Source organism: Salmonella sp. HY31 (assembly GCF_042604575.1).
Lineage (GTDB): Bacteria > Pseudomonadota > Gammaproteobacteria > Enterobacterales > Enterobacteriaceae > Salmonella > Salmonella diarizonae.
In genome coordinates this window covers 3,687,518-3,707,756 of the sequence record NZ_CP170479.1, presented here as the reverse complement: position 1 = coordinate 3,707,756, position 20,239 = coordinate 3,687,518, and the positions used below count along the sequence as shown (strand labels likewise).

Below are 20,239 nucleotides of genomic sequence, written 5' to 3'. Positions count from 1 at the left end.
TCTCGCCTGTACCGCTATCCGGTACACTGCATACTGTCATTTACATTCATGCTGAAGGATATCCTCATGTACCAGGATCTTATTCGTAACGAACTGAACGAAGCGGCGGAAACGCTGGCTAATTTTTTAAAAGATGACGCCAATATTCACGCCATTCAGCGCGCGGCGGTCCTGTTGGCTGACAGTTTTAAAGCGGGTGGTAAGGTACTTTCCTGCGGTAACGGCGGCTCCCATTGCGATGCGATGCACTTTGCTGAAGAGCTGACAGGTCGTTACCGTGAAAACCGTCCGGGCTACCCGGCAATTGCGATTTCTGATGTTAGCCATATCTCCTGCGTCAGTAATGATTTTGGCTATGACTATATTTTCTCTCGTTACGTTGAGGCAGTAGGGCGCGAAGGCGATGTCCTGTTAGGGATTTCGACGTCAGGGAATTCCGGTAATGTCATTAAAGCGATTGCCGCGGCCCGCGAAAAAGGCATGAAAGTGATCACCCTGACCGGTAAAGACGGCGGCAAAATGGCGGGAACAGCGGATATTGAAATTCGCGTACCGCACTTCGGTTATGCCGATCGTATTCAGGAAATCCACATCAAGGTAATTCATATTTTGATTCAGCTGATTGAAAAAGAGATGGTTAAATAAGCAGACTTTTTTCTGTGCTTTGCCGGATGGCGGCCTTGCAGGACTTATTTGGCCTATGATGGACTTGCGTAGGCCGGATAAACGCAGCGTCATCCGGCAATGAATTATGTTAAGGCAGGTGATGAATGTGCGAATTGCTTGGGATGAGCGCCAATGTGCCAACGGATATCTGCTTTAGCTTCACCGGACTGGTGCAGCGCGGCGGCGGAACCGGGCCGCATAAAGACGGCTGGGGAATTACCTTTTACGAAGGAAAGGGCTGTCGCACGTTCAAAGATCCGCAACCGAGCTACCACTCGCCGATTGCGAAACTGGTACAGAATTACCCGATCAAATCCTGCTCGGTTATTGCCCATATCCGTCAGGCTAATCGAGGCGAAGTAGCGCTGGAAAATACACACCCTTTTACCCGAGAATTATGGGGACGCAACTGGACTTATGCCCATAACGGTCAGCTCAACGGTTATAAGTCGCTGGAAACCGGTAATTTCCGTCCGGTGGGGGAAACCGACAGCGAAAAAGCGTTTTGCTGGTTATTGCATAAATTAACGCAGCGTTATCCCCGCACGCCGGGCAACATGACCGCGGTATTTAAATATATTGCGACGCTGGCGACGGTATTACGTGAAAAAGGCATTTTTAACATGCTGCTGTCAGATGGGCGATATGTGATGGCGTTTTGCTCAACACATTTGCACTGGATCACTCGCCGGGCGCCGTTTGGCGTCGCCACGCTGGTGGATCAGGATATGGAAATTGATTTCAGTTCACAAACCACGCCAAATGACGTGGTTACCGTGATTGCTACCCAGCCCCTGACAGGGAATGAAACCTGGCAAAAGATTATGCCAGGCGAATGGGCGTTATTTTACCTCGGAGAGCGTATAGTTTGAGGCCAGTTGCGGCTGAACGACTTCGTGACTCAACGGTTTGCTCACGACGTAACGTCCATCAACGATGGAAACAGTTGGCGGTTTATGCGTCTGTTCAAAATAATCGTAGCCGGGTTTTAGCTGCGCCCAGAAATCTTTGTAATAAGAATATTTATGACGCTGCATATTGGCGTCGGTCATCCGGAACGGATAAATACTCACCTGCACACTCGGCTGACCAAAAACCAGCGCGGCGGTGACAAACTGGAAAATCTCATCAATGCCGCTGTCGGTCATGGCATAGCAGCCGACGGAAACACAGGCGCCGTGAATCATCAGATATTTACCATCATAGCCATGCGCGCGATCGTAGGCATTTGGAAAACCAATATTGATGGCCTTATAAAAACGGCTGTCTGGCTTGAGTTGATTACGCTGAACGCTGTAAAACCCTTCCGGACTTTTAAAATCGCCCTGACGGCGTTTCGGGCCTAACCCGCCGGAATAGTTGCAAATTTTGTAGCTATCAAGCAACTGGTATTGCTCACCCATTTTGACGTAGAGATCAAGGGTGCGCTCTTCTTTAAAAATCTGAATATAGACCGGTGAGCCCATTAACTGCTGCTTATACTCTTTACTGACCGGCGTGACGGGGCTGCTGCTGCTCAGCAAACCGGCAAATGAGACGCACGGAATCAGAAGCATCGCAAGAAAAAATGCGATTTTACGCATACTGCTTGTTCCTTGATAAAACGGTTACACACGCCAGAACGGCAAAAGAGTCCCCAAATCGGAGTAATCTGGATTTGGAGCGCTCACATTAGCACCACAGCAGTTTTTCGCAAGTCCCCGTTTATACGTTTACAATTTTCCCGCAGCTTCTCGTCGTCATATCTTCGAATCCGTCGCTTGTTTTAACGCGAATGTCTCTTTGCGTGCAATAGAATGCACTGTATACTTAAACAGTGTTTCGGGAGGCGAACGATGCGCAAAATCATACATGTTGATATGGACTGTTTTTTTGCCGCGGTTGAGATGCGTGATAATCCGGCGTTACGCGATATCCCCATTGCCATTGGCGGGAGTCGTGAGCGTCGAGGCGTTATCAGTACCGCCAACTATCCTGCGCGCCAGTTTGGCGTACGCAGCGCGATGCCGACCGCCATGGCGCTAAAACTGTGCCCCAATCTCACCTTATTGCCTGGTCGCTTTGACGCCTATAAAGAGGCTTCGCGGCATGTACGTGACATATTTTCCCGCTACACTTCGCTGATTGAACCGCTCTCGCTGGATGAAGCCTGGCTGGATGTAACTGACAGTCCGCACTGTTATGGATCGGCGACTCTGATCGCCAGGGAGATTCGCCAGACCATTTTTAATGAACTGCAACTCACTGCTTCCGCCGGCGTTGCGCCAGTGAAATTTCTGGCGAAGATCGCCTCCGATCTCAATAAACCGAACGGGCAATATGTTATTACGCCAGCCGATGTTCCCGACTTTCTTAAAATGTTGCCGTTAGCCAAAATTCCAGGTGTGGGGAAAGTTTCCGCCGCTAAACTGGAAAATATGGGGTTAAGAACCTGTGGGGATATCCAACAGTGCGATCTGGCGATGCTTCTTAAACGCTTCGGTAAATTTGGCCGGGTTTTATGGGAGCGTAGCCAGGGTATTGATGAGCGTGATGTTAACAGTGAAAGGCTGCGTAAATCGGTAGGCGTTGAGCGTACTCTGGCGGAGGATATTCATGAGTGGTCGGACTGCGAGGCCATTATTGAACGTTTATATCCGGAACTCGAGCGCCGTCTGGCCATGGTGAAACCCGATTTACTGATTGCGCGACAGGCCGTTAAGTTTTTATAATTATTGCGATTGCGCTATCTAAATTTCAGTATGGTTATATGCGCGTCGTCGGAAAGTATGTGGGGCGAGGCTATCCCATCGGCAGCCGATGTTTCATCAAAGCGAGCGAGGTCATCCTGTCCGTATATGTAAAGGAATGGATTTCAGAGCCGTATTATAAAGCTATTGAACCCGGCGAGCGTTTACTGCCGGGTTCATTCTTAAAAAGTCCGCGCCCTTGCTGTGGCGCGGAGATCATTACTTCGCAGGAATCGCTTTCAGCAATTCGGTCAGCAATGTCCAGTAGTGACCGACGCTTTCGATATGTACCTGCTCATCCGGAGAGTGAGGTCCGGTAATGGTGGGCCCAATAGAGACCATATCCATATCCGGATAAGGTTTCTTAAACAGACCGCATTCCAGACCGGCGTGGATAATCTGGATGTTCGGCGTTTTGTTGAACAAACGCTGATAGGTTTCCCGCACCAGGTGCATGACCGGCGAGTTCGCATCGGGCTGCCAGCCAGGATAGCTGCCTTTCGCTTCGGTTTTCGCGCCAGCCAGCTTGCCCAGCGAATCCAGCATACTCACCACATAATCTTTACCGCTGTCGATCAGGGAGCGAATCAGGCAGTGAATTTCAACATTCGTATCAGACATTGTGACCACGCCAACGTTCAGCGATGTTTCCACTACGCCTTTCGCCACGTCTGAATTGCGGATCACACCATTCGGCGTTGCGTTCAGCAGGCGAACAAAGGTATCGCGTGACAGCGCGGTCAATGCGGCGTTATCGCTAGCGACATCATTGAGTTGCAGCGTCAGGTTTTTCTCTTTTTCCGCCAGTTCGTTTTTCAGAATATCCTGGTAAGCGTTAACTAACGTTTTCAGTGCTTCTACGTTGTCTGCGGCAACGGCGAGGGTCGCGAACGCTTCGCGCGGAATCGCATTACGCAGCGTGCCGCCGTTGAAATCGATCAGACGCAGATCCAGTTCTTCTGCGTGCCCGGCAAGAAAACGCGCCAGCAATTTGTTGGCATTGCCAAGACCGAGGTGAATTTCACCACCGGAGTGGCCGCCTTTGAGGCCTTTCAGGGTTAGCTTAAAGTACGCAAATCCTGCGGGTACAGCTTCACGGGTCAACGCCAGGTTAGAGGTAAAATCGATCCCGCCTGCGCAGCCCATATAGATCTCACCTTCTTCTTCAGAGTCGGTGTTGATCAGGATGTCGGCCTGCAACCAGCCGGATTGAAGGCCGAATGCGCCATCCATCCCGGCTTCTTCGGTCATGGTCAGTAGCACTTCCAGCGGGCCGTGTACGACATTGTCGTCAGCCAGTACCGCTAAAGCAGAAGCCATTCCGATACCATTGTCTGCGCCGAGGGTAGTACCGCGTGCTTTAACCCATTCGCCATCAATATAAGGCTGGATAGGATCTTTAGTGAAGTCGTGAACGGTGTCGCTATTTTTTTGCGGCACCATATCCAGATGCGCCTGTAAAACGACCGGTTTGCGATTTTCCATACCTGCAGTGGCGGGCTTACGGATCAGAATATTACCGACCTGGTCGCGCTCCACGTGAAGGCCTTTCTCTTTGGCCCAACCCACAATATGTTCAGCGAGTTGCTCTTCGTGATAGGACGGGTGAGGAATAGAACAGATTTTAGCAAAAATATCCCACAAAGGTTGTGGTGATAACTGAGACAGTTCAGACACGATAAGTCTCCTTGACGGTGCCCTGAAAAACATTCTTACAGGCCACAGGGTTAGCGGAATTGATTACTCTTACGAGATGCGATTGAGAATACCACTTTCTCCGCCTGCGGGTAGTATAAAGCATGCAAAAAGAGGCGCGGATTCCGCTAAACACTGGTTTTTAGCGCGTCAGGTCTCTATAATCTCGCGCAACCTGGTTCACCCTCAATTTTTAAGCCGTAGATAAACAGGCTGGGACACTTCACATGAGCGAAAAATACGTCGTCACCTGGGACATGTTGCAAATTCACGCGCGCAAACTGGCAAGCCGCCTGATGCCTTCAGAACAATGGAAAGGCATTATTGCCGTAAGTCGTGGTGGCCTTGTACCTGGCGCATTACTGGCGCGTGAATTGGGCATTCGTCATGTCGATACCGTATGCATCTCCAGCTACGATCACGATAACCAGCGCGAATTGAAAGTGCTGAAGCGTGCAGAAGGCGACGGCGAAGGCTTTATCGTCATCGATGATCTGGTCGATACTGGCGGTACCGCCGTCGCGATTCGCGAAATGTACCCTAAAGCGCATTTCGTCACGATTTTCGCTAAACCGGCGGGCCGCCCGTTGGTTGATGATTATGTTATTGATATTCCTCAGAACACCTGGATTGAACAGCCCTGGGATATGGGCGTGGTATTCGTACCGCCGATTTCAGGTCGTTAATCAGCAGTTTTTCAGAGCGCCCGGCAATGCCGGGCGCTGTTTTATTGGTTACAATAAGCCTCAATGAGTATCCAAGGAGGCTGCACGCATGACACAGGCTAACCTCAGCGAAACCCTGTTCAAACCCCGCTTTAAACATACTGAAACGTCTACCCTTGTCCGTCGGTTCAATCGTGGGTCGCAGCCGCCCATGCAATCCGCGCTGGACGGTAAGAACGTCCCGCACTGGTATCGTATGATAAACCGCCTGATGTGGATTTGGCGCGGCGTTGACCCACGAGAAATCCTTGATGTGCAGGCGCGCATTGTGATGAGCGACGCAGAGCGAACGGATGATGATTTATACGATACGGTCATTGGCTACCGCGGCGGCAACTGGATTTATGAGTGGGCAAAGCAGGCGATGGACTGGCAGCAGAAAGCCTGTCAGGAACAGGACGCCATGCGCAGCGGACGCTACTGGCTTCATGCCTCAACGCTCTATAACATTGCCGCCTACCCACATTTGAAGGGCGATGAGCTGGCGGAGCAGGCGCAGGCGCTGGCGAATCGCGCCTATGAAGAGGCAGCACAGCGGTTGCCAGGTTCGTTGCGTGAAATGGAATTTGCCGTTCATGGCGGTTCGCCGGTAACTGCATTTTTACATATGCCGAAAGGTGATGGTCCGTTTCCGACGGTGCTCATGTGCGGCGGCCTGGACGCCATGCAAACCGACTATTACACCCTGTATGAACGCTATTTGGCGCCGCGCGGTATCGCAATGTTAACGCTTGATATGCCTTCGGTTGGATTTTCATCAAAGTGGAAATTAACCCAGGATTCCAGCTTGATCCACCAGCATGTGTTAAAAGCGCTTCCTAATGTCCCTTGGGTGGATCATACTCGTGTCGCGGCGTTTGGTTTTCGTTTTGGTGCCAATGTTGCGGTGCGTCTGGCCTATCTGGAAGCGCCGCGTTTGAAAGCGGTGGCTTGCCTGGGGTCGGTGGTCCATGCGCTACTTAGCGATCCGCAACGACAGAGCACGGTGCCGGAGATGTATCTTGATGTGCTGGCCAGCCGTCTGGGTATGCATGATGCTTCGGATGAGGCGCTACGTGTGGAGCTCAATCGCTATTCGTTGAAAGTACAGGGTCTACTGGGCAGACGTTGTCCTACGCCAATGCTTTCCGGCTTCTGGAAAAACGATCCTTTCAGCCCGGAAGACGAGTCTCGCTTAATCACATCGTCATCTTCAGACGGTAAGCTGATAGAGATCCCTTTTAACCCGGTGTACCGCAATTTTGACAAGGCGCTGCAAGAAATCACCGACTGGATTCATCATAGATTGTGTTAATAGATTGCTAAATTCTATTGATTTGGTAAAACAGTTGCTTCATTAAAGGAGATCGCAATGACGTTACCGAGTGGACACCCGAAAAGTAGATTGATCAAGAAATTTACCGCACTTGGCCCCTATATCCGGGAAGGGCAGTGCGAAGACAATCGTTTTTTTTTCGATTGCCTGGCAGTTTGCGTCAACGTGAAGCCGGCGCCTGAGAAGCGTGAATTTTGGGGCTGGTGGATGGAGCTGGAAGCACAAGAGAAACGTTTCACCTATCGTTATCAGTTTGGTTTATTTGATAAAGAGGGCAACTGGACCGCAGTGCCGATTAACGAAACCGAAGTGGTGGAACGACTGGAATACACGCTACGCGAGTTTCATGAAAAGCTACGCGACCTGTTGATTTCTATGGAGCTGGCGCTGGAGCCGTCTGACGATTTCAACGACGAGCCGGTAAAACTGTCGGCATAACCCTGCTGCCATGCCTGATGGCGCTGCGCTTATCAGGCCTACATATTATCCGTAGGCCTGATAAGGTGTTTATGCCGCCATCCGGCACAATACGACTTATCAGAACTGGTAGGTCAACCCTATCGCAACGATATCATCGTCATTAATGCCTAACGTGTTATCGCTATCAAGCTGGTTGATTTTGTAATCTACAAATGCGGACATATTTTTGTTGAAGTAATAGGTTGCGCCAACGTCAATATAATTCACCAAATCCTCACTGCCGACGCCCTCAATATCTTTGCCTTTTGACAGCACATATCCTAATGATGGACGCAGACCAAAATCAAACTGATACTGGATAACCGCTTCGAAGTTTTGAGTTTTATTGGCAAATCCGCCGGAAATTGGCGTCATGTTGCGGGTTTCCGAATAGAAGGTCGCAATATAAATATCATTAGCGTCATATTTTAAACCCGTAGCCCAGGCTTCGGCTTTATCGCCGGTACCGCGGCGCTGCAGATTTTGCTCATTGGTGCGATCGGAATGAGTATAAGCGCCGCTGATGGCAAAATCGCTGCCGCCGAAATCATAGCTCAATGATGTCCCGAAGCCGTCGCCGTTTTGCTTTTTCACATCGCGATCTTCATTTTTCCCCTGATACTGTAAGGTAAGATCCAGTCCATCAACGATGCCGAAGAAATCGGTATTGCGGTAAGTCGCCAGGCCGCTGGCGCGTTTAGTCATAAAATTATCGGTCTGGGCGGAAGAGTCGCCGCCAAATTCGGGAAACATATCCGTCCAGGCCTCAACATCGTACAGCGCGCCCAGGTTACGCCCATAGTCAAAAGAACCGATGTTTTTTAATTTCAGGCCAGCAAAGGCCAGGCGGGTTTTTTGCTGGGACGAATCACTTTCGGCTTTATTACCGGCGAACTCAGCTTCCCAGCGCCCGTAGCCGGTCAATTGATCGTTAATTTGCGTTTCGCCTTTAAAGCCAAAACGGACATAGCTTTGATCGCCATCTTTGCTGTCATAATCGCTCATATAGTGCATGGCTTTAACTTTTCCATACACATCAAGCTTATTACCGTTTTTATTGTAAACTTCGGCGGCGTGAACAGATGCTGATGCGATGATACTCACCACTACTGCCAGAGTGCTCTTTTTCATTTCCATTCCTGTTTTAATTACGCGCTATGATTTGTCGGGAAACCCCGTAAAAAACAGGAAGGTTTTTAACGTTCGGCAATGAAAGATTTATGACAAAGTGAGAATTTTTTTAAAAAAATATGTTTAATTATTGCGGTAATAAAATTGTCAAATTCCACCGCTACGCTTGCTGATCCTGCGCAACAAAATTTCACGCTACGCGTACAGGTTGTTGGCAACCGGAGCCAGTCCTGCTAAAACGTTCATTTGGTCTTTATTTCTTATTTTGAACGGCAGAGAATCATGAGTGACAGCCAGACGCTGGTCGTAAAACTCGGCACCAGCGTGCTAACAGGCGGATCGCGCCGCCTGAACCGTGCCCATATCGTAGAACTTGTCCGCCAGTGCGCGCAGCTACACGCTGCGGGGCATCGTATTGTTATTGTTACCTCTGGCGCGATTGCCGCCGGACGTGAACATCTCGGCCACCCGGAACTTCCGGCAACGATCGCCTCTAAACAACTTCTGGCGGCGGTAGGGCAAAGCCGTTTGATTCAACTGTGGGAGCAGTTGTTTTCAATTTACGGTATTCACATCGGGCAGATGCTGTTGACGCGTGCGGATATGGAAGACAGAGAGCGCTTTCTGAACGCCCGCGATACGCTGCGTGCGTTACTGGATAACCATATTGTGCCGGTTATCAATGAAAATGATGCCGTTGCAACAGCGGAAATTAAAGTGGGCGATAACGATAACCTGTCCGCGCTGGCGGCGATCCTGGCAGGGGCGGATAAACTGCTGCTGCTGACCGATCAGCAAGGATTATTTACCGCCGATCCGCGTAGCAATCCGCAGGCGGAGCTTATCAAAGATGTGTATGGCGTTGACGATGCGCTGCGCTCTATCGCTGGAGACAGCGTTTCCGGTCTGGGGACTGGCGGTATGAGCACTAAGCTTCAGGCGGCAGACGTTGCCTGCCGCGCTGGTATTGATACGATTATTGCCTCAGGCAGTAAACCAGGCGTTATCGGCGATGTGATGGAGGGGATTTCCGTCGGCACTCGTTTTCATGCGCAAGCCTCGCCGCTGGAGAACCGCAAACGCTGGATCTTCGGCGCGCCGCCGGCAGGCGAAATTACGGTTGATGAAGGCGCTACCGCAGCAATGCTGGAACGTGGAAGTTCACTTCTGCCAAAAGGGATCAAAAGCGTGACGGGTAATTTCTCGCGGGGGGAAGTGATCCGAATTTGTAACCTGCAAGGGCGTGATATCGCTCATGGCGTCAGCCGTTATAACAGTGACGCTCTGCGGCGGATAGCCGGTCACCACTCTCAACAAATCGATGCGATTCTGGGCTATGAATATGGCCCGGTCGCTGTCCATCGTGATGACATGATTACTCGATAAGGAACAGGCATATGCTGGAACAAATGGGCATTGCTGCTAAAGCGGCGTCGTATAAGCTGGCGCTGCTCTCCAGCCGCGAAAAAAATCGTGTGCTGGGAAAAATCGCTGATGAACTGGAAGCGCAGACCGAGACCATTCTCAGCGCCAATGTGCAGGATGTCGCGCAGGCGCGTGAAAACGGTCTGAGTGAAGCGATGCTGGATCGCCTGGCGCTAACCCCTGCGCGTCTGAAAGCGATCGCCGACGATGTGCGGCAGGTTTGCTATCTGACCGATCCGGTCGGGCAGGTGATCGACGGCGGTCTGCTGGACAGCGGGCTACGCCTGGAGCGCCGCCGCGTGCCGCTGGGCGTGATTGGCGTTATCTATGAGGCGCGTCCGAACGTTACCGTTGATGTGGCTTCTTTGTGTCTGAAAACCGGTAATGCGGTGATTCTACGCGGTGGGAAAGAGACGCATCGCACGAATGCTGCAACTGTTCGTGTCATTCAGAAGGCGCTGAAAGCTTGCGGTTTACCGGAGGCAGCGGTTCAGGCGATTGATAATCCGGATCGTTCGCTGGTCAATGAAATGCTGCGTATGGATAAGTATATTGATATGCTTATCCCGCGCGGCGGCGCAGGCCTGCATAAGCTGTGCCGCGAGCAGTCGACGATCCCGGTGATTACCGGCGGGATTGGCGTGTGCCATATCTTTGTCGATAGCAGCGCAGAAATCGCCCCGGCGCTGAAGGTTATTGTTAACGCGAAAACCCAGCGCCCGAGCACCTGTAACACGGTGGAAACCTTGCTGGTGCATCAGGACATCGCAGAACGTTTTCTGCCTGCGCTGAGCCAGCAGATGGCGGAGAGCGGCGTGACGCTGCACGGTGATGAAATCGTCATGCAGGTAATGAGAGGCCCGGCTAAACGCGTTCCGCTGAAGCCAGAAGAACTCGACAACGAATTCCTGTCTCTGGACCTGAATGTGGTCATTGTCATGAACGTTGATGATGCGATTGACCATATCCGCGAACATGGTACTCAGCACTCCGATGCGATTTTGACGTGTGATATGCATAATGCTGCGCGTTTCGTGAACGAAGTGGATTCCGCTGCGGTTTATGTCAACGCCTCTACCCGTTTTACCGATGGCGGGCAGTTTGGGCTTGGCGCAGAAGTGGCGGTCAGCACGCAGAAATTACATGCCCGCGGTCCAATGGGGCTTGAAGCGCTTACCACCTATAAGTGGATAGGCTTTGGCGATGGTACGGTTCGTGCGTAATTAATGGCGAGCGGTGCAAAAATAGCCGGTTGAGTAGCAAGGCTATTGACGCACCGCTCGGTTAGTTTTAACCTTCTACCCCGTGATTCACCCATATGAACACACCCTTCTCAGGGCCGATATAGCTCAGTTGGTAGAGCAGCGCATTCGTAATGCGAAGGTCGTAGGTTCGACTCCTATTATCGGCACCATCCTACCTATTTTAACGTCTCCCCAAGTCTACTCAAACACCCTTTAAACCCTTATAATATGCGGTTTCACGGCCCTTATTGTCTCTGCTCGTCTACTCACGTTCACGGAAATCTACGCTGAGTTGGGGGTATCAATGGGGGTATTAGCTGTTCGGTCTAAAGGAGATACCCCCAGATGAAGCTCAATGCCAGACAGGTCGAGACTGCCAAGCCCAAAGATAAACCCTACAAGATGGCTGATGGTGGTGGCCTCTACTTATTGGTTAAAACCAATGGGTCACGCTACTGGCGTTTAAAGTATCGTATCGATGGAAAGGAAAAGTTATTGGCGCTGGGGGTATATCCCGATGTGTCCTTGGCTGATGCCAGAGCAAAACGTGATGAAGCTAGAAAGGGTATCGCTGGGGGTATCGATCCTTTGGAGGCTAAAAAAGAACAAAAAGTTGAGCGTGAAGCGCAGGTCAAAAACACCTTTCAAGAAATTGCGCTCGAATGGCACAACATGAAAGTGAAGAAATGGTCTGCAGGGTATGCCTCTGACATTCTTGAAGCCTTCAACAAAGACGTCTTCCCGTTCATTGGTCAACGCCCAATCGCAGACATTAAGCCGCTGGAATTGCTGAACGTGCTGAAAAAGATGGAAGACCGAGGCGCGACCGAGAAAGCGAAAAAAGTGCGCCAACGCTGCGGCGAAGTGTTTCGCTACGACATCGTGACAGGCAGAGCCGAGTATAATCCTGCGCCAGAGCTCACCAGTGCCATGCAGGGGCATGAATCTACACATTACCCATTCCTGACCACCGAAGAGCTTCCCGCCTTCTTTAAAGCCCTTGCGGGTTACTCTGGCAGTGAATTGATGGTGCTGGCAGCGAGATTGCTGATCATTACTGGCCTGAGAACAGGTGAATTGCGCGGTGCGTTATGGTCTGAAATCGATACGAATAAAGCGCTATGGGAAATTTCTGCTGAACGCATGAAAATGCGCCGTCCCCATATCATCCCGCTATCTACCCAAGCGTTAGCCATTATCGAACAGATCAGAGCAATGACGGGGCAATTTCCTTTACTGTTTCCGGGACGCAATGACCCAAGTAAGACCATGAGCGAAGCCAGTATCAATCAGGTATTCAAGCGAATTGGCTATACAGGCCGGGTTACGGGTCACGGCTTCCGCCATACCATGAGCACCGTTCTTCATGAACAGGGCTACAACACCGCATGGATTGAAACCCAATTGGCGCATGTTGATAAGAATGCTATCCGTGGCACCTACAACCATGCGCAATATCTCGATGGCAGACGTGAGATGCTGCAATGGTATGCTGACTACATGGCAAGCCTTGAGAAAGGCGGCAATGTGGTGCAGGGAACGTTTAATCGGCGTGGATAGAGATAACTGCTGATGAAAGAAGGGCTATGTCTTAACGGGCATAGCCCTTTTTCTTGGCTAAAGCAGATAAGAATTAAGTCAGAATTTAAACTGATAGTGATTAACTAATTGATTAATATGAAAATTATAAAATACCTTAAAACAGGAAAATAAATAGCACTTATTGCTAAATCGCTCTATACCCCGCCCAGTGACAGCTCTCCCGCCATTTCATCTTTTTTTGTATGAAAAACACTCAATTCGAGTTCAATTCTGATTTTCCTAGGGTTGAACGTCATAAGCGATCTGCAGATACTACATTCATCAAAACAACAACGGAGAAATATATGACAACAAGAAGACTTATTCGCCTGCCGGAAGTGATGAATAAAACAGGATATAGCAAAGCATGGATTTATCGACTTATTAGCAGGGGCGTATTCCCAGAACCGATAAAGATTGGAATAAGAGCCAGAGCTTTTGTTGAAAGTGAAATCGATGAATGGATTGAAAACATTATTCAGTTTTCACGTAAACACGCTGATTAATGAACAATACACTATTAATACGATGAGGAGGTTTTATGTAAAACGTTAAACGCTGTGTTTTTTAAAATACTATAAAATAAAAACTAAAATATTTCATGCATTAATAATGCAGGGTATTTTACACTATAAACAAAGAAAAGGAAAAATATATGAATAAGAAAAATAATGGTTTTGATAGGATCGCTACTGAGATGTTTCTAATATCAGCAATGCAAGAGTATTATCTTATCTATTGGGATATAGTCAAAAAAGGCCCCAAAGAGGCATTTAATTTACTTACTGATAATCATCACATGGAAACAGTCTATGACCAAGTAATCGAACGAGCTAAAAAGGGTGTAGCAATAAATAAGCACTATCTTATCGATTTTAAAGGGGTGAGAATGGAGGTAATGATTCTGCATACCAAAGCCTTAGTGTTAGCCTATATGTAAATCTATTTGGCCCCTTCTTGGGGCTGAAAATAAACTAAATATTAAATAATCATATAAAAGTGAGAGTTAATCATGTCTAAAAATAATAAAGTTAAAAACAAATCTACAAAACTGTTCCTTGATCTTGCTAAAAGATCATTTGAGGAAAGTTGGATCAGTTTACTAAAAGATCACGATGGGGATATAAGAGAGTATATTAGTGATCATGATTTTATGAGTGCAACTATCATGAGCGTGATAATGCATATTAAAAATAACTTTGAGAGTTTAACACAGAAAGAAGGAAATAATGGAAATATTGACGAGGTTGATCTTAAGGTAATCGCTAATCTGCTGGTGAGGCATTCGTATTTATTTGTTCACAAATCTTTGTAGTTTTCTTTGAATATATATTTGCCTCGTAAGGGGCAGATAAACAACATTTATGATAACAGGAGAAATCTGATGATTGATGAGTTCCACGTTATGTTTATGTATAAAAAAATCCAAGCTGAAGCCGCTACTACTGATATCAAAACACTTAATCAGCTTTTGAAGAAGTTCCGAAAAGTGGTAGAGGAGCGGCGTGAGGAGTATTATCAGAGTATTGGTGAAAATAAGGTGCGTAAGCTGAGGATGAAGAGGCTCCTCAAGCTGATGGAAAAGGATAAGGTATCACCAGAGGAACTATGCTATTTTGGCTCAGGCATGAGCTGAACGTTTGTGGTTGAGTGCTATCCTCAATCTGACAGGCTGGTTTGTTCCGGTAGCAAACAGAACTAACGTCTTCATTATTAACTGGATGTAGTCCACAAAATCATTGATCTTTGACTCATTTTAATGATGCAGCATAAGACATTGAGACAAAAGGAGTGTTTAATATACCCCTGAAAATTATACTTGTGGGGGATATATGACATTAATTACCGAAATGGCGGCAGAAGACGCAAGGGATTTTTTTTTAAAACACAATAGTTATTGCAGTTTTCCACTTCCTGTTTACTTTGATTTTTCGCCTCTTCTGCACGCGGTGAGTGATGCGCTGGATCAGAAGCAAAACGGTATTAATGATATTGGCTACAAAAAAGCATGCAATTATGAAAACGTAAACTATATATTGCAAACAAACAAAGATGGTCACTACTCTTGGCGACCATTCGATTTGATTCATCCTGCCATTTATGCTCACATCGTTCATAAAATAACCGAAGAAGAGGCATGGGATCTCTTGGTCGATAGGTTTGATACTTTTCAAATAAATGAAAAAATAGTGTGCGCAAGTTTGCCAAGAGAATCTGAAGATGATGATATTTCTGATACCGCTGAGACTGTATCGGGATGGTGGCGTGATGTCGAACAAGAATCTATCAATAAATCTCTTCAGTTCAAATATCTGTTCACTACGGATATAGCAAATTTCTATCCATCGATTTATACCCACTCTATTCCTTGGGCAATTCATACTAAAGAAGAAGCGAAGGAGGTAAGAGGGGATAATACAAATCTTGGAAACCGAATAGATCACGCCTTACGTCAAATGCGTTGGGGACAGACAAACGGTATTCCTCAGGGTTCTGCACTTATGGATTTTCTTGCTGAAATAGTTCTAGGCTATGCCGATGAATTGCTAGGGGAGAAGCTCGAAGAAGAAGATATTGATGACTATCATGTTATTCGATACCGTGATGACTATAGAATATTTACAAATAGTAAAGAGGATTCTGAGGCAATAGCGAGATATCTTACTGTTATTCTGCAAAAATTAGGATTACAGCTTAATGCGTCTAAAACATCTCTTTCTGAAGATATTGTCCTCAGCTCGATGAAACCCGACAAGCAAGAAGCTTTAATACTCTTTGGCAAAAGTGTTAATACTACGACTATTCAAAAGACGCTTTTGAAGCTTGTTATTTTCTCACGTAAATATAAGAATTCAGGTCAGCTTGAAAGATACTTAGCCAAGATAAATAAGCGTTTAGAACGCATGAACAAGCTGAAAGAGGATGTTCGACCGATCGTTAGCATCATTGCTGATATTATGGTTAATAATCCACGGACATTTCCATCTTGTGCATTGGTATTAAGTAATGTACTAAAATTTTTAGAAGATGATGATGAGAAAGTAGAGTTAATTGAACTGATTAAATATAAATTTGAACCTATCTTGGGGACTGGGATTTTAGATATCTGGCTACAACGTATCTCTTATCACATTGATAGCGATATAGAATATAAAGAGACCCTTTGTTCTATCGTATCTGGCGCACACGATAAACCACATGAGCATGTTTGGAATTCGGAGTGGATTACTGACAATAATTTTAAGAACATAGTGATGGCTACCACTTTTATTGATTCTGAAAAGCTTGAAGACTGCGAGCCAGTAATACCTGAAGATGAAGTTGTGCTATATCCTTATGATAGTGACTATGATTATGAGGAAGAAGAAGAGTAGTTTTCTTGACGAAAAAAAATTATAGAGATCAGCATCCTATCAAGTAAATTGTGGAATACCCATCATTTACTTGATTTTATTAAAGGGCTTAGAAAAAATAATATTGTCACGCTATATCTATTATTTAAAAAAATACTAAATACTTTCGACTTTCTCTTGACGAATAATATATATCGGTTAAATAGAATAAAGATACAAAAAAAGTCAGACTATGACGTCTGACTTTCTAAGGACTAAAGAAGTTTTGCCGACTTTTGAAGCCTTGTAATCGAGTTAAGCAAGAACTGATTACAAATATAAATAAAGTATTACCCAGTCACTTATATTTGTCAAATCTAAATCGCAACTTTTTACAAACTTCAAATACCATTTCTAAAAGCTTCAGAGTCCTCGAAAGCAATCAAATCAATAGCCTTTGTATCAGGTCTGCATATGTGGAGTCATTGAGCGCGAGCCGCTTACAAGAGTTGTCCGTATGTTTGTTGATTGTAGGTATAGAAGGGGGAGCGACGAAATACCAACTCGAAGCGAAGCTCTAAACAGATAAATGAAGTTGTAATGGAATGGCTATGAGAAAGCCCTACCTTTGCTTAAACGCATAAATAGGGGATAGCAATACATTTTATCTGCATGGGCGAATCTGGGAGTGTCGTAGGGTGTCCTGTGTTGGAAACGATCCAGAACTCTAAGCCAGATCAACTTGGGTGAAGTCATATATTTTCATCTTGGTTCTCGCCAATCCTGATCGATTTTTGACTTTTTCGTCAGAAATTTCAGGAGGTGAAACCTTGGGTGAAGTCCACTTTCGGGGGGGCACACGCAAGGTAAACACATTTATAATAAGTTATGCTATGAGATAATAAAATAGATGGGTGCCAATTTAAATGGCACCCATAAATTAAAAGTAAAACTAGGAAAAAATATATTTGGCTGTTATTCGTTAATCCAACAATCCTTTCGAAACCTTACTCGCCGTCTGGCTGAAATTATATCGGTCAACAACATTCTCTTTGAACCAGATCTCAAGAGAGTTCATGTGAGCCGTGTTGCTGTTCTTCAGCAAGGCCAGACCGGGGATGTAGTTCGAGATCTGACTCTCGCCTGACATGCTGGAATAGGACCACATCTCCTGACCATCATTGGTGGCTCGCGTCTGAGGTTCACCGAATGCATTAATAACATCTTGCTGGGTCGTTTTCCCTTTAACGAGTTTGGTTTTTACGGTTTGTTGGGATTCGTCTTTAAGGGATTTGTTGCCATAGGTGGTGCAAGCGGTAAGAGGCAGGATCACCAACGCAGCGATAAACAGTTTTTTCATGTTAACTCCATATAAAAAGTAAACGAAAAAATAGGCGTAAAGACGCCGGGACCAGATGCGATATACCTCTGTCTATTTAAATTTGTGTTAATGGCTGAAGAAAAGAGCCGCTTATCAGAAGCCTATGAATCTTTTTATCTAATCAGCTAACGGCATCCCTCATGGTTGTTTTCCCTGATGCTGCATTAATAAAGGCCAAGCAAGGGCCATAGGGCAGTACTGGCTGTTGGTCATTGGGTTTGACGTTCTATACCCAAGAATCAACCCACAAACGGTCCAGTGATCCTTCTGTTCACTTTATCCAGTAACGATTCATCTAGCAAGAAAATGATCGCTATTGCAGATCGATAAATTGATATTGATAGCCTGTATCGATTAATGATTCTTTATCGATCGGCGTTTTAATTGTTTTAATCGATCGATATATATTTAATGATGGATTATAACTATCATTGTTTTGATTTTGATCGTTACAAACGATATGACGGCCCACAAAAATAATTTAATCCTATCAATTGGTTAATCAGGTGGTTTTGTTGCGTTATGCCAGTAAGAACAAGCCTTAACGACTACAGATGCGCTGCAGACAACCTCTACATAACAGCATTTTTGATTATCAGGATGGATAGGAAGATGAAGAAGATTTTACTTGTTGCTGGCACAGCTCTTGTTCTGGCGGGATGTGGGGAGAAAGGCGACTTTGAGAAGGCGATTAACGCGAAAATTTCAAAATCAAAGGTGTGCTACTCACTGCAACACAATGACTTTGCTTTCAACAAAGGTTTTCCTGTAAAGGTTAATCATGGCTATCGTTCTGCTGGATACAATGCCAGCGATGAAATCCTGAAAGGTCTTCACTGTTTCACAGCAGTCTAACGGCTTTAGTAGCGTTGATGTTCTGGAAGTCACCGACAAAGGACAAGAGGTTGATTTTTGGAACCGTGAGGAAGGTGCCTGTGTCGGTCACCGTGCTGTCGCAGAGATCACAAGTTGGACTGAACCGAGTGAAGGTAATGGCGCTAAAATCACGCAAGTGACCTATACATGGAAACTGGATGGCGTTCCGGGCTGGGTTGATAAAAATGTTTTCTCCGGCGTGAAAGGGATGGGTGAACCAGAAGAAGCCAACATTATTCTGGTGAAAACCAATAACGGCTGGCAGGCTAAATAAGGGCACGCTCATGGAACGCAATAAAATCCAGTGTCCTTTCTGCTTAAAAGAAAGTCAGCATGGTGTGCGAGTTTGCACTGGCTGTATGGCGACTGTTCTGTATAGAGCCTATCCGCAGTGGTATGCGCTTTTGGTTATCTTTCTGTCGTTTGGTCTGTCAATCCTGATAGGAATGTCTACAGGTATAGCTGGGGCTACTATCAGTTTGCCGATTATAGGCATTGTCGGACTTATTGCTGGGAAGGTTATCTTTTCTGATAATGTTGTTTTCAGGCGAAGGATGTAGCTTGTAAACCGTGAATAAATCACGCTTCAATTGAAGTATTTAAGCGTGATTTATTGTAAATGCTAGTCTTGTCATTTCTATTAAGTTAGTTATCGTGAGAAATATGTAATCTTAGAATCGGTAGTATCTCGCTTTGATAGTCTTTAGGTGCAAAAATATTAAATATCATCGGGTCGATATCTAAACTAAGGCTGGATACGTTTCCTGATATATCTGTTGTGAGTTGGTTGAAGACTGATGATATTATGCGACTATATGGTCCGCAGTTATTAAATGGTTCAAGATTCCCTGAGTATGTAAATTTTAAGCCATTTACATTGTTATCATTTTTTATTTCTTCCATTATTACATTTTTCCATTTTACATGTGTTAGTAAATAATATGAAATTATTTTTTCTTTTTTATTCGTAATTTCAATTCCATCTGAAAATATCTTATATCCATCTATATCCCATTTTATTTTATTTTCCTTCCTACAAATTGAAACTGTTTTATTTTTGTTTTCAGAAAATAAGTGTAATTCCATTTTAGGCTTTTGCGTTATGATAAATGCATCACCCAGCCTATTCATTTGAGAGTATGGGGCTGCTGTTGTGTAATCTATGACATAGCTGTTATCTATTTTTTGTAAAACTTCCAGCGGGATAAGTATCCACATTTTCCACCTAGAAAAATAAATAGCAAACTTAAGAGGTAGTTGATTTATATCAGCGTATCTTTTTAGTTTCTCGACATAATCCATTTTTAGCATAAATTTCTGGTCGGGATTCTTGTTATTACAATTTTTTACCTCAACAAGAATTTTTTCTTTATTGTTTAATATCAGCTGATAATCAGGGGCTTGAATTTCATCACCTGAAAAAAATAGTTCTCCAGAGTCCTCTTGCTTGAGAAATTTAACCTCACCTAAAGCTCCAGCAACGTAGGCAAAAAGTGCTTCAGTTCTTTTTCCGTAAGCTAGTGTTTTATTTTTAACAGAAGACTCAAGTGATTTTTTAACACGAGAAATAAAATCATTCAAAGCTGATGAATCATTAATGTTATAACTATGTTTCAATGAAAGAGATGAAAATAACTCGAAAGCATCGAATTTTTCCGGGTCTCTGATTTTCTTTTTCAT

At 45.8% G+C, this 20,239-nt stretch carries 19 protein-coding genes, 1 tRNA gene and 2 pseudogenes; 17 read left to right on the top strand and 5 right to left on the bottom strand.

What is annotated here, in order from left to right:
- Window positions 1-66 precede the first annotated feature (66 nt).
- Window positions 67-645 carry a D-sedoheptulose 7-phosphate isomerase gene (gene lpcA, locus ACE15A_RS17675; RefSeq protein WP_000284051.1) on the top strand — a complete coding sequence of 193 codons (579 nt, stop codon included), beginning with the start codon at window positions 67-69 and terminating at the stop codon, window positions 643-645.
- Window positions 646-770: 125 nt separating this feature from the next.
- Entirely contained in the window at window positions 771-1,538 is a 768-nt protein-coding gene (locus ACE15A_RS17670; protein ID WP_023248853.1) for a class II glutamine amidotransferase, read from the top strand.
- On the opposite strand, the gene dpaA is transcribed toward ACE15A_RS17670, so the two are convergent.
- A complete protein-coding gene (gene dpaA / locus ACE15A_RS17665; RefSeq protein ID WP_023248854.1) occupies window positions 1,509-2,249 on the bottom strand; it encodes a peptidoglycan meso-diaminopimelic acid protein amidase in 741 nt (246 codons plus the stop codon). The genes ACE15A_RS17670 and dpaA overlap by 30 nt on opposite strands.
- 252 nt (window positions 2,250-2,501) lie before the next feature.
- Here dpaA and dinB point away from each other — a divergent pair.
- Window positions 2,502-3,368, top strand: a pseudogene (gene dinB, locus ACE15A_RS17660) (DNA polymerase IV); the annotation flags it as partial.
- A gap of 246 nt (window positions 3,369-3,614) precedes the next feature.
- On the opposite strand, the gene pepD reads toward dinB, so the two are convergent.
- Window positions 3,615-5,072: a cytosol nonspecific dipeptidase gene (gene pepD, locus ACE15A_RS17655; protein ID WP_023248856.1), complete on the bottom strand. Its 1,458-nt coding sequence runs from the start codon at window positions 5,070-5,072 to the stop codon at window positions 3,615-3,617.
- Between the two features lie 245 nt (window positions 5,073-5,317).
- On the opposite strand from pepD, the gene gpt reads away from it, so the two are divergent.
- From gpt to crl, 3 genes are all read left to right on the top strand, one after another.
- The gene (gene gpt, locus ACE15A_RS17650) at window positions 5,318-5,776 is read left to right on the top strand and encodes a xanthine phosphoribosyltransferase (protein WP_001292018.1); all 459 of its coding nucleotides are present in this window, start codon (window positions 5,318-5,320) and stop codon (window positions 5,774-5,776) included.
- 88 nt (window positions 5,777-5,864) lie between these two features.
- A complete protein-coding gene (frsA, locus tag ACE15A_RS17645; protein ID WP_053510634.1) occupies window positions 5,865-7,109 on the top strand; it encodes an esterase FrsA in 1,245 nt (414 codons plus the stop codon).
- A gap of 57 nt (window positions 7,110-7,166) precedes the next feature.
- Complete coding sequence (gene crl, locus ACE15A_RS17640) at window positions 7,167-7,568, top strand: sigma factor-binding protein Crl (protein WP_000174693.1); 402 nt, start codon at window positions 7,167-7,169, stop codon at window positions 7,566-7,568.
- A 99-nt stretch (window positions 7,569-7,667) separates the two neighbouring features.
- On the opposite strand, the gene phoE is transcribed toward crl, so the two are convergent.
- On the bottom strand, window positions 7,668-8,720 hold the full coding sequence (phoE, locus tag ACE15A_RS17635) for a phosphoporin PhoE (RefSeq protein WP_053510632.1): 1,053 nt from the start codon (window positions 8,718-8,720) through the stop codon (window positions 7,668-7,670).
- A gap of 282 nt (window positions 8,721-9,002) precedes the next feature.
- Between phoE and proB the strand changes: the two genes are divergently transcribed.
- The 9 genes from proB (at window position 9,003) to ACE15A_RS17590 (ending at window position 16,344) form a co-directional block, all read left to right on the top strand.
- On the top strand, window positions 9,003-10,106 hold the full coding sequence (gene proB / locus ACE15A_RS17630; RefSeq protein WP_053510630.1) for a glutamate 5-kinase: 1,104 nt from the start codon (window positions 9,003-9,005) through the stop codon (window positions 10,104-10,106).
- A gap of 11 nt (window positions 10,107-10,117) precedes the next feature.
- Window positions 10,118-11,368 carry a glutamate-5-semialdehyde dehydrogenase gene (gene proA / locus ACE15A_RS17625; RefSeq protein WP_053510628.1) on the top strand — a complete coding sequence of 417 codons (1,251 nt, stop codon included), beginning with the start codon at window positions 10,118-10,120 and terminating at the stop codon, window positions 11,366-11,368.
- Window positions 11,369-11,483: 115 nt separating this feature from the next.
- A tRNA-Thr gene (locus ACE15A_RS17620) sits at window positions 11,484-11,559 on the top strand.
- A 175-nt stretch (window positions 11,560-11,734) separates the two neighbouring features.
- Complete coding sequence (locus ACE15A_RS17615) at window positions 11,735-12,949, top strand: integrase arm-type DNA-binding domain-containing protein (RefSeq protein ID WP_053510626.1); 1,215 nt, start codon at window positions 11,735-11,737, stop codon at window positions 12,947-12,949.
- A 326-nt stretch (window positions 12,950-13,275) separates the two neighbouring features.
- Window positions 13,276-13,476: an AlpA family transcriptional regulator gene (locus tag ACE15A_RS17610; protein WP_049594956.1), complete on the top strand. Its 201-nt coding sequence runs from the start codon at window positions 13,276-13,278 to the stop codon at window positions 13,474-13,476.
- Between the two features lie 149 nt (window positions 13,477-13,625).
- A complete protein-coding gene (locus tag ACE15A_RS17605; RefSeq protein WP_053510624.1) occupies window positions 13,626-13,910 on the top strand; it encodes a hypothetical protein in 285 nt (94 codons plus the stop codon).
- Between the two features lie 72 nt (window positions 13,911-13,982).
- Window positions 13,983-14,285 carry a hypothetical protein gene (locus ACE15A_RS17600; RefSeq protein ID WP_053510622.1) on the top strand — a complete coding sequence of 101 codons (303 nt, stop codon included), beginning with the start codon at window positions 13,983-13,985 and terminating at the stop codon, window positions 14,283-14,285.
- A 69-nt stretch (window positions 14,286-14,354) separates the two neighbouring features.
- Entirely contained in the window at window positions 14,355-14,606 is a 252-nt protein-coding gene (locus ACE15A_RS17595) for a DNA-binding protein (protein WP_053510620.1), read from the top strand.
- A 196-nt stretch (window positions 14,607-14,802) separates the two neighbouring features.
- Entirely contained in the window at window positions 14,803-16,344 is a 1,542-nt protein-coding gene (locus ACE15A_RS17590) for an RNA-directed DNA polymerase (RefSeq protein WP_053510618.1), read from the top strand.
- 940 nt (window positions 16,345-17,284) lie between these two features.
- Here the strand turns inward: ACE15A_RS17590 and ACE15A_RS17585 are convergent.
- Window positions 17,285-17,662 (bottom strand): hypothetical protein, encoded by a 378-nt coding sequence (locus ACE15A_RS17585; protein ID WP_053510616.1) that lies wholly within the window; start codon window positions 17,660-17,662, stop codon window positions 17,285-17,287.
- Between the two features lie 633 nt (window positions 17,663-18,295).
- Between ACE15A_RS17585 and ACE15A_RS17580 the strand changes: the two are divergent.
- Both ACE15A_RS17580 and ACE15A_RS17575 read left to right on the top strand, forming a co-directional pair.
- Window positions 18,296-18,833 (top strand): annotated as a pseudogene (locus tag ACE15A_RS17580) (membrane lipoprotein lipid attachment site-containing protein).
- Between the two features lie 10 nt (window positions 18,834-18,843).
- Window positions 18,844-19,119: a hypothetical protein gene (locus ACE15A_RS17575; RefSeq protein ID WP_053510614.1), complete on the top strand. Its 276-nt coding sequence runs from the start codon at window positions 18,844-18,846 to the stop codon at window positions 19,117-19,119.
- Between the two features lie 85 nt (window positions 19,120-19,204).
- On the opposite strand, the gene ACE15A_RS17570 is transcribed toward ACE15A_RS17575, so the two are convergent.
- Window positions 19,205-20,239 (bottom strand): hypothetical protein, encoded by a 1,035-nt coding sequence (locus tag ACE15A_RS17570; protein ID WP_137330529.1) that lies wholly within the window; start codon window positions 20,237-20,239, stop codon window positions 19,205-19,207.

Excerpts from the sequence above, each read along its gene's own strand:
- ACE15A_RS17575 (WP_053510614.1), top strand. The coding sequence starts at position 18,844 with ATGGAACGCAATAAAATCCAGTGTCCTTTCTGCTTAAAAGAAAGTCAG.
- ACE15A_RS17610 (WP_049594956.1), top strand. The coding sequence starts at position 13,276 with ATGACAACAAGAAGACTTATTCGCCTGCCGGAAGTGATGAATAAAACA.
- ACE15A_RS17595 (WP_053510620.1), top strand. The coding sequence starts at position 14,355 with ATGATTGATGAGTTCCACGTTATGTTTATGTATAAAAAAATCCAAGCT.
- dpaA (WP_023248854.1), bottom strand. The coding sequence starts at position 2,249 with ATGCGTAAAATCGCATTTTTTCTTGCGATGCTTCTGATTCCGTGCGTC.
- ACE15A_RS17570 (WP_137330529.1), bottom strand. The coding sequence starts at position 20,239 with ATGAAAAAGAAAATCAGAGACCCGGAAAAATTCGATGCTTTCGAGTTA.
- ACE15A_RS17615 (WP_053510626.1), top strand. The coding sequence starts at position 11,735 with ATGAAGCTCAATGCCAGACAGGTCGAGACTGCCAAGCCCAAAGATAAA.
- proB (WP_053510630.1), top strand. The coding sequence starts at position 9,003 with ATGAGTGACAGCCAGACGCTGGTCGTAAAACTCGGCACCAGCGTGCTA.
- ACE15A_RS17605 (WP_053510624.1), top strand. The coding sequence starts at position 13,626 with ATGAATAAGAAAAATAATGGTTTTGATAGGATCGCTACTGAGATGTTT.
- ACE15A_RS17585 (WP_053510616.1), bottom strand. The coding sequence starts at position 17,662 with ATGAAAAAACTGTTTATCGCTGCGTTGGTGATCCTGCCTCTTACCGCT.
- gpt (WP_001292018.1), top strand. The coding sequence starts at position 5,318 with ATGAGCGAAAAATACGTCGTCACCTGGGACATGTTGCAAATTCACGCG.
- phoE (WP_053510632.1), bottom strand. The coding sequence starts at position 8,720 with ATGAAAAAGAGCACTCTGGCAGTAGTGGTGAGTATCATCGCATCAGCA.
- crl (WP_000174693.1), top strand. The coding sequence starts at position 7,167 with ATGACGTTACCGAGTGGACACCCGAAAAGTAGATTGATCAAGAAATTT.
- ACE15A_RS17670 (WP_023248853.1), top strand. The coding sequence starts at position 771 with ATGTGCGAATTGCTTGGGATGAGCGCCAATGTGCCAACGGATATCTGC.
- ACE15A_RS17590 (WP_053510618.1), top strand. The coding sequence starts at position 14,803 with ATGACATTAATTACCGAAATGGCGGCAGAAGACGCAAGGGATTTTTTT.
- proA (WP_053510628.1), top strand. The coding sequence starts at position 10,118 with ATGCTGGAACAAATGGGCATTGCTGCTAAAGCGGCGTCGTATAAGCTG.
- frsA (WP_053510634.1), top strand. The coding sequence starts at position 5,865 with ATGACACAGGCTAACCTCAGCGAAACCCTGTTCAAACCCCGCTTTAAA.
- lpcA (WP_000284051.1), top strand. The coding sequence starts at position 67 with ATGTACCAGGATCTTATTCGTAACGAACTGAACGAAGCGGCGGAAACG.
- ACE15A_RS17600 (WP_053510622.1), top strand. The coding sequence starts at position 13,983 with ATGTCTAAAAATAATAAAGTTAAAAACAAATCTACAAAACTGTTCCTT.